This is a genomic window from Moorena bouillonii PNG (genome assembly GCF_001942495.1).
Lineage (GTDB): Bacteria > Cyanobacteriota > Cyanobacteriia > Cyanobacteriales > Coleofasciculaceae > Moorena > Moorena bouillonii.
Genome location: NZ_MKZS01000001.1, coordinates 209,455 through 219,574, shown reverse-complemented (window position 1 = coordinate 219,574; position 10,120 = coordinate 209,455). Strand labels below are relative to the sequence as shown.

Genomic DNA, 10,120 nt, shown 5'->3' with positions numbered 1-10,120 from the left:
AATTTTCCCTCTCAGCTTGTCAATAGAGCATCTTTATTGCACTGAGCAGTTACCAAATTCAATACCCTCTGAAAGGGGCAAATCTGGGACAAAACCATTGATTGTCCAGGCAAAATTTGTAAACTCCACTAAGAGGACTTCCCCCAGAGCAGATTCTGAGAGCAAACCCCTAGTTTCTGGTCTTGAACCTTCTAGGAAAACTAGACTATCTTCTGACTTATCCTGGCCAGTTGTCCAAGCCAAAGCAATTAACTCCCAGTCATCAAGTAGTTCTGGAAGTAGTTCTGAGAAGATGTTGGTAAAGTTGCCTAACCCTCCTAATCCTGAAGGAACGGGTGGTACTCAACATTCCTTTCCTACTAGAGCAGGAGTTGGGGGAGAGGTCAGTTCAGACAATTTAAAAAACAATTTAAAAAACAATTTAAAAAACACCAATACCACTTTGCCAACAGAGTCTAAGCGATCGCTAGGCAGTTCCGGAAACCTGACCCAGTCGCCAGTGATTCAACGCTCCCCAAAGCGATCGCTTCACAAGGAGATAGTCAAGAGCCCATCCCAGGGAAATCAGCCACTGATTCAACCCACCCCGGAGCGACCGGTGATCAAAGAGATTGTCAACAGCCCATCCCAGGGAAATCAGCCACTGATTCAACGCACCCCGGAGCGACCAGTGGTCAAGGAGATAGTCAACAGCCCATCCGAAGGAAAGCAGCCATTGATTCAACCCACCCCGGAGCGACCAGTGGTTAGAGAAATTTCCGGAAAAGATGGTTATCAATTATCTGCTCCCCTGATTTTTTCCGCCTCTGGGGTCAATAGAACGTCATTTTCTGGCAACGGACTAGGAGTTAGTAGTTCGCCATCTATTGGTGATCATGGCTCTGGAGTTATCCAAAGAATGCCATCTGTCAACGGTGCATCAGTATCAACTAGTATATCAACTGTATCAACTACTAGCTTACAGGCAAATACCGTGATTCAGAAAGCATCAGAAAATACAACAGGCGCTACTACAACTAATCAGTCTGTGGAGGACATTGATGTGGATGAACTAGTAGAGAAAGTACACCATAAACTGATGCAGCATCTGACCATAGAAAGTGAGCGGAGGGGATTAAGCCAATGGCATTAACAGGGTTTAAGAATCTAGCCCAAAAAACACTAAACCAAACCAAAGGATTAACAAGTAGCCTCTTTGGGGCAGAGTTAGATAAATTAACCATCCTCAAGGAGCAGCCAGGAAAAAGATGGCAGATGGTTTTTCCAGAAAACAAACCAATGCCTCTATTCAATCCTAATGAAATTCAAATTACCAAGACAACCCAATGGCGTCATGAAACTCTCAAAAACCGCGATCGCGGTGATACTAAATTTATTGGTGGGGATCCAGCAACCCTGACTCTCGACCTGTTTTTTGACACCTACGAGGGACTACCTGAAAGTATATCCGGGGGCGGCAGTTCTCCCCTCAAACGAGTTGCATCGGGAGCGGCAACAGCGGCGTCATCGTTAACTGGTGTGTATGGATTATCAGCACCCAATGCTGTAGATGTTCGAGAGTATACGAATAAGATTTTTGAGTTGACTCTGATTGACTCTGATTTAAAACGTCCCCCTGTATGTGAACTCTGGTGGGGGGCATTTAACCTGATTTTTAAGGGGTATCTTGGACAACTAACCCAGCGCTTTACTATGTTTACCCCTAATGGGATGCCAGTCAGGGCCGCTCTCAACTGTACTTTCCACCAGTTCATCCCTGAAGAAGATGAGGAGCGGGAAAAGCCCAGTTCTCTGGCACGGGATGACGACCCAATTCACGTTGTGCGACGTGGAGAAACCCTGAGCAGCATCGCTGGTCAAGAATATAATGACCCCAGCTTCTGGCGAGAGATTGCCAAGGCTAATGGGATTAATAATCCCCGTAACCTTACACCAGGTCAAGTTCTGACCATCCCGGTACTTAATCTAACCTAAAATTAACCATGCTCTCGACACCTCCTCAAACTAGTACCAATAGCATCGCTACCTCAGTCCCTGGCTTCAGAATTCTGATCAGGGGACAACAGTTGCGGTCTGATGTGATGGCAGTAATTGTGGATGAAAACGTTAGTACTCCCACTATGTTTACCATCAAGCTTGCCAACTGGGACCAAGAAAAGCAGGAGTGGATTGATCCGCAACTGTTTAAGCTAGGCAATGAGGTAACGATTTTTATGGGCTACGGGGGTAGTGGAGGGAAACTGCAAAAACTGATGATGGGTCAGATTACCGGTCTGGAACCAGAATTTGCCCATGGGGAAATACCTCTGTTGACAGTGCGCGGCTACGACTACAGTCATCGATTGCTTCGGGGTTACAACACTCGCTCGTTTACTAAAAAGAAAGACAGCGATATTGCTAGAGATATTGCCAAAAAAGCCGGTCTAAAGTATGGGGGAGTAACGACAAAGCTGGTTTTGGACTATGTACTACAGCATAACCAAACAGACATGGAATTTCTTCAGACCCGTGCTCAACGACTCGGTTATGAGGTAGTGGTTCAAGATAAAACACTATATTTCCGGCCCCATCAGGATAAATCCAAGTCAGTGTTGACCCTAGTTCAACGAAAGGATTTGCTCAGTTTTTCTTCCCGACTGACCAGCTTGACCCAGGTGGGACAGGTGGAGGTGCGCGGTTGGAACCCGAAGGACAAGAAAGCCTTCATTGGGCGAGCCAGTCCTGGTTTTAGTACTAACAAGAGCGGTGCTAAGGCTGTAGATCCGGCTTTGGGTAGTGGAAAAAAAACCAGCGAACGTTTGTATCGCCCTGTGTTCAGTAGAGAGGAAGCTGAGCAAATCGCTCAGGGAGGATTTAATAACATGGCCCTAGAATACATCAGTGGGGAGGGCTTGTGTGTCGGACGCCCTGACTTGCGAGCAGCTACTGTTATTACTATCCAAGGGGTGGGCAAACAGTTTAGTGGTGACTACTATGTCACCTCCAGCACCCATAGTTATTCTCATAAACGAGGGTATCGCACAGCATTCAAGGTTAGGAGAAATGGGACATCGGTGGTGATAAACATGTAGTGATGGCCTAATCAACCTGACAAACACTTATTATAGTGATGAATAAAATTCCAAATAGCTCCTAAGTGATTTTCGTTCTTTTTTGGAAAATGACAAAGTTTTTCTTACCAGACGACTAATCCTTTGTCTTAAGGTATTATTTAATCTTTCAATATGATTAGTTTTACCAGTTTTTTTTGCTACTGGCTTGTGACGTTGTCTTGATGCAGTCGCTCATGGGGGAAACCCCCAAGACCGCGCTGCATCGCTTTTTAGGTATTACTGTTTTATAAGCTTCCCAAAAATCTGTATAACACACAGCACATTGTCGAACTACTGGAGGGAAAGACTGCCATAATTTTTTGGCCGAGTATCGAGTACGATCACCAATATAAACTCCAATTATTTCTCTAGTTTTTTGTTCGCGTAGCGTGGCCAACGGCCATCAATTGCCAACCAAATCCATTGCTGATTATCTTTCTGGTTAACAAAAGACCACATTTCATCACATTCTATGGTAATTTTCCCTTTTGGTTTTTCGGAAACCTTGATTTTTCGGGGAGTTTCGGCATACTTTTTATTAACATAATTTTGGAGCCATGTTTTTGAAACTCCAACTACTCGTGCAATGCCAGCTAAAGATAGTTTTTCAAGCAAGAGGTCATCTATTATCTTTTTTTTCGACAATGGTATCGGCTTTTTTGTCGGATTTTTTAGAAACTGCTTCTTACAGTTTTTACAGAGGTATTTTTGCTTTTTATTATGAGTGCTGCCATTTTTAACTGTTCGCTCACAATTGCAGTAAGGGCAATTAGGTCGGGTTATTAAATCAGGTTTTGCATTCATTGTTTACCAGGGCTTGTTTATCGAAAAAGCATTTTTTACTAATAAAAATATAGCAGTTTCATAAGAGTTTTTTAATCAAATTTTTTAATAAATTATATAAGTATTGCTAATAATATGATAGTCAAGTGACTATATTAGTGACTATATTTTTGATTAACAAATGTCTTATTTAGGCTAAAGTAAATGTTGTATCACTACATGTTTATCACCACCGGGACATCATGACAAGCATCGATTTACTAAGTAATTTGCTAGGTCCCCCTGAAATACGAGGTCGTTTCTATGGGGTGACTATGGGAATAGTGACTAACAATGGCGATGAGGAAAACTTAGGGCGAGTCAAGGTCAAGTTTCCTTGGCTCTCAGATAATGATGAAAGTTATTGGGCTAGGGTGTTAACTCCCATGGCTGGTAATGACCGTGGTATTTATTTTTTGCCGGAGGTGAATGATGAGGTGCTGGTAGCTTTTGAACAAGGTGATATTAATTTTCCCTATATCCTAGGAGGGTTATGGAATGGCAAAGATAAACCACCTGAGTCTCCTGAAAAAGACAAGGAAGATAGTAAAAAAAAGACTATTAATAAGCGTACAATTAAGTCCCGTAGTGGTCATATTATTCGCTTAGATGATACTAAGGATGAAGAAAAAGTTGAAGTCATTTCCCATAAGAAACATACTATCCGTTTAGATGATACTAAGGACAAAGGCAAAATTGAAGTAATTGCCCAAAGTGGTCACACTATTTGCTTAGATGATACTAAGGATAAGGAAAAAATTGAAGTAATTGATAAAACTGGCAAAAACAGCATTATTATTAATACTAAGGATAATTCGATTACCATTGAGTCTAAGGAAGGTAAGCTAAAGCTTGGTGGTAAGGGTATCGAAATTATTTCCGAGGAAGATATCAAAATTACTGCCAAGAATAACCTGGATATGAAGACAGATAAGTCATTGAAAGTTAATGCTAATGGTAGCAAAATTGAAACTAAGCAGGGGATGCACTTTAAAGCTAGTAAAAACGTTAAAATTACCGGTAAGACGGTATCAATTAATTAAGCAATCAGCAATCAGCAATCAGCAATCAGCAATCAGCAATCAGCAACCAGCAATCAGCAATCAGCAATCAGCAATCAGCCATCAGCAATCAGCAATCAGCAATCAGCAATCAGCAATCAGCAATCAGGTATCAGCGAATGTGCTACGCACACGCTACGCGAACAGCTTATGGGTTAGGTCCCAGCGTCGTTCGCACAGCGTGGCCAAAGGCCAAAGCCTGTGCCACACTACTTGAGGTGTGCCACACTACTGTTTTTGAATAAAATCAGCTCACCGCTGACCACTGACCACTGACCACTGACCACTGACCACTGACCGCTGACCGCTGACCGCTGACCGCTGAATACTGTTATTTAAGTTTTATGGAGTATGAAAAATCATGGGTAAACCGGCAGCCAGAAAAGGCGATTTAGTTGTGACATCTTGTACGCACAAAGTCCAGGGTCAACCACCTGCTCCTGCGCCGCCAATTGTAGCGCCAATGCCAATTCCTTTCCAAGGAAAATTCGAGCAAAAGTTGAGTAAAAAGGTGAAAATTGGTGGTAAATTGGTGGCTTTAAAGGGCAGCCAGGGTAAAACCCAGGCACACCCACCAATACCGCCACCGGGAACTTCACCGATCAAGTTTGTCAAGGAACCTAACAAAACAGCTGAAATTACTAAGGGTAGTTCCTCTGTGAAAATTGAGGGTAAACCAGTGGCGCGCATTGGTGACCCAGTTAAGACCTGTAGTGAATTACCCCCTCCCCACGGCACAGTAACCCCTGGGCCTGGTAAGCCGACGAAGGTATTTATTGGGGGTTGATAAGGAGATGGAACGATGACTACTGATTTTCTCGGAGTGGGATGGAGTTTCCCCGTAGTACTCGACCAAAATAAACAAATCGATATGGCGCAATATGAGGATAGTGTCCGCCAGTCGATTTGGATGATTATGAGTACTTCTCCAGGAGAACGGCTGATGCGGCCAGATTTTGGCTGCGGTATTCATGATTTAGTATTTGCCAGCAACAGCGCTGGGACAGCTGGACAATTAACAGTGGAGGTACGCCGAGCCTTGACCCAGTGGGAACCGCGCATTGAGGTTCTAGATGTAGGTGTTTACCCGGATGAAGATCAATTTAATCGTCTCTTGATAGAAATAAACTACCAAGTGCGCCGTACTAATAATCGCTTTAACTTAGGGCATGTCGTCAGTTAAGCCAGATGACAGAAGCGGCGAGATGAATGGCTCCCAAAAAATTACGAGCAGTTTTATCAAGCGCGAGTTGCTATTGCCCTGTATTGCTTAAGTTTCTGAAAAAAGTTTTCGATCAGATGACGCCACTTATACATGTGCAAGTCATATGTTCAAAGTTGAGTACGATTGACTTTAGGAGGAATGACAGCTTGGCAGTCAGCTTCTTTTAATCGTTTGAGCACCCGCTCTGACGCATCGTAAGCCTTGTCTGCAAGCAGTGCACCAATCTCATGTATACCACCCGCGTAACGCATCAGCTCCCTGCAAATCATGTGCTTGACCGGGGGTCAGATGAAACCCTGTGGGATTACCAGCGTGCATCACAGGTGGCATGAATTTTGGTAGATAAACCACCCTTACTGCGTCCAATTGCTTGTGTTAATGGTTTATCGTCTGGTGTTTTTTTTTGCACCAGCACCCTCGTTGATGAGCGCGTACAATTGTGTTCGTCGAGCGCAGCGTACTCGTTGTCTGCATCTAATGAGAGTGTCTTGAATACACGTTCTATCACACCACTTTCAGACCCTAGGCTATGACGCTTGTGCACAGACCGAAAATCGCCAAACCTCTCCGGCAAATCACGCCACGGAATACCTGCACGGTATCGGTACAGTACGGCTTCAACAAATAGGCGGTTATCTTTGGCATTTCCACCAACAAGCGCCCTTCTGGCCAGGTAGCATATCCTTAATTCGCTCCCACTGATCCAAGACGCAAGGCATACCGACGCATTACTTCCTCCTTAGTTGAGTTTTCCTGACTCCCCTCAGTTCTATAGCTGCACTGACTGGTTGTCAATTCTCTAACTGACGACATGCCCTAGATAGTCAGCCCACAGCCTGCGATACCATTCAACTGTAGCGTGAATGACAATAAGCACTATGGAGCCTGATTCTCTACCGACAGAGTTAATTTTGACCCACCCACGTCAGACCATTGGCAATGTTCAACTCGATTGGATACCTCAACCCGGTAACTATCTCGACTTTAAAGGTAAAACCTACACAGTTTTAGAGCGCCACCACCGCTACTGTCTTAAGTCAGGGCGCTATCGTTTGCATAAAATTGCTCTGTATGTGCAGTCTTCTCCACACCCTAGTGAAAAAAGCCTGCTCCAGGGGCGTTGGGTGATTGGGGATGCCAGCTGTTATTTCAATGCTCACTCTGAATTGATTCGTTGTGCTGTCAATCCAGACGGACCCTGTGATTCTTGCCGCTTTTACAAACCCTTGAAAACCGGAACTAACTAGGGCTTGCTGAATAAAAGTAGGAGGCTTGCTAGATAAGGGTTTCAAGCCTTTTTTTTTCCAATAAGTGCAAGGATTAAGCAATCCACAAGCTCAAAACATGAGCACAAATGATGAAAATCACTGCTTGTCTTGCACGGATGAGCACTCCGGAACTATTGCCTCTTGCCTCTTGCCTCTTGCCTATCCCTACCCAAATACTTTTTCAGCACACCCTAACTAACTAAGGATTACCTAGAACTTCTCCTACTTCTAAACGCATACCATTGGCAAAATCCCAAGCAGATTGAGCACGTTTGCCAGCTAATTGCACTTGCTGCAACAACAACAATCCCTTTCCAGTTTGAATAATTGGACCGATTCCCTTCGCAATCTTTACAACTTCTCCAGGACGACCTGAACCAACATCAAGAGTAGACCACTCCTGCGATCGCATTTTTAACTGTGAAGGCAACTCGGATAAGTAAGCCGAATCTAAAGGAGCAGTGGCACTGATTTTCAGAGATTTACCCCGAAATGAGGTAACGCAGTTTGGGAAAAATCCCCGAATCTGATTGTGTAACTCCAAGTTGGACCGTGACCAATCTAGGCCATAATCTGACTTTTGAATCAGTGGTGCATAGGTAGCCTCAGAGTGATCTTGAGGAATTGCTTGGATTTCCTGTAACTCTTGCTTCAGTAGGGTTTCAATCAACAAATCAGCTCCCAAAGTGCTCAGAGTTTGTGCCAAATGCTCGGCAGTATCCAATAGTCTGATTGGTGTATATGCTTTCAAGAGCATTGCTCCAGTATCCATTCCAGCATCCATCAACATCGTCGTGATGCCAGTTTGGGCTTCTCCATTATATAGACACCACTGGATCGGAGCTGCTCCGCGATACTTAGGCAAAATTGAGCCATGTACATTGATACAACCTACCGTAGGCATATCCAGAATCTCTTGGGAGAGAATCTGCCCATAGGCAACCACCACAAAAACATCAGCCTTTACCTGCCTTAGCTGAGTTAGGGTTTCCCTATGCTTTTTCAGGCGCTGCGGTTGCCAAACTGGTAGTTGATGTGCTAATGCTATTGATTTTACTGGGGAAGGAATCAGCTGGTTACCACGTCCTCGACGCTTATCCGGCTGAGTCACCACACCCACCACCTCAAATTCAGGATGGTTCAACAAACCTTCCAAACAAGGTAGAGCAAATTGGGGAGTACCAAAGAATACAACTCGCATCTAGAAATTACCAATGACTAATGGGTTGAAGGTTAGCTGGTTGAAGGTTAGCTGGTTGAAGGTTAGCTGGTTGAAAGTTAGCTGGTTGAAGGTTAGCTGGTTGAAGGTTAGCTGGTTGAAAGTTAGCTGGTTGAAAGTTAGCTGGTTGAAGGTTAGCTGGTTGAAGGTTAGCTGGTTGAAGGTTAGCTGGTTGAAGGTTAGCTGGTTATACATCCAGATTTGAGTTGTTAAGGCTCTAATCTTCAACCTACCCTACAAGGGACGCCCAAGGGAAACAACCAAATAACTTTCAACCAAATAACCTTCTAACCTTATAACTAATGACTAATCCACAGCAATTTCCACCCTACGATTGCGTTGCTGATTAACCTCAGTATCATTAGCTACCAGAGGACGAGTTTCTCCGTAGCCAATAATCAGCCAACGGTATGAATCGTCTAAAGCGCTACTAAGATACTGCTGAACTGCTTTAGCACGCTCAAATGAAAGGTTTCGATTCTCTTTGGCTTCGCGGGGGTTGTCGGTGTGGATAGCAATTCGGATTGTACTACCAGGATAGGCTTGCAAATCTGTGACAATTTTGTCTAGGATCAAACCTGCTTCTGGGCGTAACGTACTTTTACTTTTCTGAAATAAAATATCACTGGGCAACGTGACTTTCAACTTGTCGGCAGCCGAGGCAGCTAATCGATTGCCATTGCTATTACCAACTAATGGAGCATCGCTACTTAGAGTCGATGGTTCCTTGAGGAGCAAAGTGATCCCTTGGATGCGCTTTTCGAGAGATTCATTCCCTCCCGAGGTTCCCAATTGAGTTTCCAACATTGTCACGTCCTCACTCAATCTCTTCAGTCGCTTGTCTAACTCACTTAGCTGAGCTTTGACCTGGACTCTTTGAACCGGTGTCAATTGTTTTAGTAGATTGGCTTCCGTTGGTTCCCGAATTGAACTAAAATTGAAAAACCTTGATTCTTGCTTGTTATCCAGATGCTCCAGTAATTTTAAGATCAGGGGTTTTTCTGGATTCGGGTTAGGGTAAGCATTGGCAACAACAATGCCAAATATCAAGGCCAAGCCACTCCCTACGCCTAGCAGTAGTAGCCTGAAAATTAAGATCAGTAGGCAGTTCAGTATACTTATTGAGGTTTCAGGTCTGTTATTGGTGTTGGAAGTAGCGGGTTGAGTCACACCGAATTTTGTTAGATCTCCTTCAACATAATGAGGCAGGATTCTCCAATTGTACTCCGTTAGGGGTCAAACGCGGGTATTTAACATTATATAAGAATTCAAGAAAACAAGGTTTAATTAAAAATGATTATCATAACACTAAACCCTCCAAACCAACCAGTTAATTCCAATTCCAAGCCTAACAACTTTTAACAACTTTTGTGTGAGGGCTACCCACTTCAGCCAAGACCTCTTAGGGGAAGGAAAGAGTGTTAATTGTTAAT

At 43.9% G+C, this 10,120-nt stretch carries 11 protein-coding genes and 2 pseudogenes; 8 read left to right on the top strand and 5 right to left on the bottom strand.

Going from position 1 to position 10,120, the window contains the following annotated elements; genetic code table 11:
* From BJP37_RS00985 to BJP37_RS00975, 3 genes are all read left to right on the top strand, one after another.
* A partial coding sequence (locus BJP37_RS00985; RefSeq protein ID WP_214607734.1) for a hypothetical protein occupies window positions 1-1,132 on the top strand: 1,132 nt, incomplete at its 5' end.
* The gene (locus BJP37_RS00980; protein WP_075895772.1) at window positions 1,123-1,974 is read left to right on the top strand and encodes a CIS tube protein; all 852 of its coding nucleotides are present in this window, start codon (window positions 1,123-1,125) and stop codon (window positions 1,972-1,974) included. The genes BJP37_RS00985 and BJP37_RS00980, both read left to right, overlap by 10 nt.
* An 8-nt stretch (window positions 1,975-1,982) precedes the next feature.
* On the top strand, window positions 1,983-3,071 hold the full coding sequence (locus tag BJP37_RS00975) for a phage late control D family protein (RefSeq protein ID WP_075895770.1): 1,089 nt from the start codon (window positions 1,983-1,985) through the stop codon (window positions 3,069-3,071).
* 11 nt (window positions 3,072-3,082) lie between these two features.
* Here the strand turns inward: BJP37_RS00975 and BJP37_RS34100 are convergent.
* Window positions 3,083-3,896 (bottom strand): annotated as a pseudogene (locus BJP37_RS34100) (IS1 family transposase).
* Between the two features lie 221 nt (window positions 3,897-4,117).
* On the opposite strand from BJP37_RS34100, the gene BJP37_RS00965 reads away from it, so the two are divergent.
* From BJP37_RS00965 to BJP37_RS00955, 4 genes are all read left to right on the top strand, one after another.
* Window positions 4,118-4,957 carry a phage baseplate assembly protein V gene (locus BJP37_RS00965; RefSeq protein WP_075895768.1) on the top strand — a complete coding sequence of 280 codons (840 nt, stop codon included), beginning with the start codon at window positions 4,118-4,120 and terminating at the stop codon, window positions 4,955-4,957.
* 137 nt (window positions 4,958-5,094) lie between these two features.
* Window positions 5,095-5,220: a hypothetical protein gene (locus BJP37_RS43150; protein WP_269086926.1), complete on the top strand. Its 126-nt coding sequence runs from the start codon at window positions 5,095-5,097 to the stop codon at window positions 5,218-5,220.
* A 116-nt stretch (window positions 5,221-5,336) separates the two neighbouring features.
* Window positions 5,337-5,762 (top strand): PAAR domain-containing protein, encoded by a 426-nt coding sequence (locus BJP37_RS00960; RefSeq protein WP_075895766.1) that lies wholly within the window; start codon window positions 5,337-5,339, stop codon window positions 5,760-5,762.
* Between the two features lie 15 nt (window positions 5,763-5,777).
* Window positions 5,778-6,158: a GPW/gp25 family protein gene (locus tag BJP37_RS00955; protein WP_075895765.1), complete on the top strand. Its 381-nt coding sequence runs from the start codon at window positions 5,778-5,780 to the stop codon at window positions 6,156-6,158.
* On the opposite strand, the pseudogene BJP37_RS00950 reads toward BJP37_RS00955, so the two are convergent.
* Window positions 6,151-6,929: pseudogene (locus BJP37_RS00950) on the bottom strand (IS5 family transposase). The gene BJP37_RS00955 and the pseudogene BJP37_RS00950 overlap by 8 nt on opposite strands.
* 149 nt (window positions 6,930-7,078) lie before the next feature.
* Here BJP37_RS00950 and BJP37_RS00945 point away from each other — a divergent pair.
* Window positions 7,079-7,447: a DUF6464 family protein gene (locus tag BJP37_RS00945; protein WP_075895763.1), complete on the top strand. Its 369-nt coding sequence runs from the start codon at window positions 7,079-7,081 to the stop codon at window positions 7,445-7,447.
* 220 nt (window positions 7,448-7,667) lie between these two features.
* On the opposite strand, the gene fmt is transcribed toward BJP37_RS00945, so the two are convergent.
* The 3 genes from fmt to BJP37_RS00930 all read right to left on the bottom strand — a co-directional run bounded on the left by fmt (window position 7,668) and on the right by BJP37_RS00930 (window position 9,743).
* Entirely contained in the window at window positions 7,668-8,669 is a 1,002-nt protein-coding gene (gene fmt / locus BJP37_RS00940) for a methionyl-tRNA formyltransferase (protein WP_075895761.1), read from the bottom strand.
* Window positions 8,670-8,882, bottom strand: coding sequence for a hypothetical protein (locus BJP37_RS35270; RefSeq protein WP_269086925.1), 213 nt, complete (start codon window positions 8,880-8,882; stop codon window positions 8,670-8,672).
* Window positions 8,883-8,993: 111 nt separating this feature from the next.
* Window positions 8,994-9,743 (bottom strand): OmpA family protein, encoded by a 750-nt coding sequence (locus BJP37_RS00930; RefSeq protein ID WP_229415144.1) that lies wholly within the window; start codon window positions 9,741-9,743, stop codon window positions 8,994-8,996.
* Window positions 9,744-10,120: the final 377 nt, after the last annotated feature.

Bases quoted from the DNA above. Each gene is read 5' to 3' on its own strand.
- BJP37_RS00960 (WP_075895766.1), top strand. From the start codon at position 5,337: ATGGGTAAACCGGCAGCCAGAAAAGGCGATTTAGTTGTGACATCTTGT.
- BJP37_RS35270 (WP_269086925.1), bottom strand. From the start codon at position 8,882: ATGTATAACCAGCTAACCTTCAACCAGCTAACCTTCAACCAGCTAACC.
- BJP37_RS00975 (WP_075895770.1), top strand. From the start codon at position 1,983: ATGCTCTCGACACCTCCTCAAACTAGTACCAATAGCATCGCTACCTCA.
- BJP37_RS00955 (WP_075895765.1), top strand. From the start codon at position 5,778: ATGACTACTGATTTTCTCGGAGTGGGATGGAGTTTCCCCGTAGTACTC.
- BJP37_RS00965 (WP_075895768.1), top strand. From the start codon at position 4,118: ATGACAAGCATCGATTTACTAAGTAATTTGCTAGGTCCCCCTGAAATA.
- fmt (WP_075895761.1), bottom strand. From the start codon at position 8,669: ATGCGAGTTGTATTCTTTGGTACTCCCCAATTTGCTCTACCTTGTTTG.
- BJP37_RS43150 (WP_269086926.1), top strand. From the start codon at position 5,095: ATGTGCTACGCACACGCTACGCGAACAGCTTATGGGTTAGGTCCCAGC.
- BJP37_RS00945 (WP_075895763.1), top strand. From the start codon at position 7,079: ATGGAGCCTGATTCTCTACCGACAGAGTTAATTTTGACCCACCCACGT.
- BJP37_RS00980 (WP_075895772.1), top strand. From the start codon at position 1,123: ATGGCATTAACAGGGTTTAAGAATCTAGCCCAAAAAACACTAAACCAA.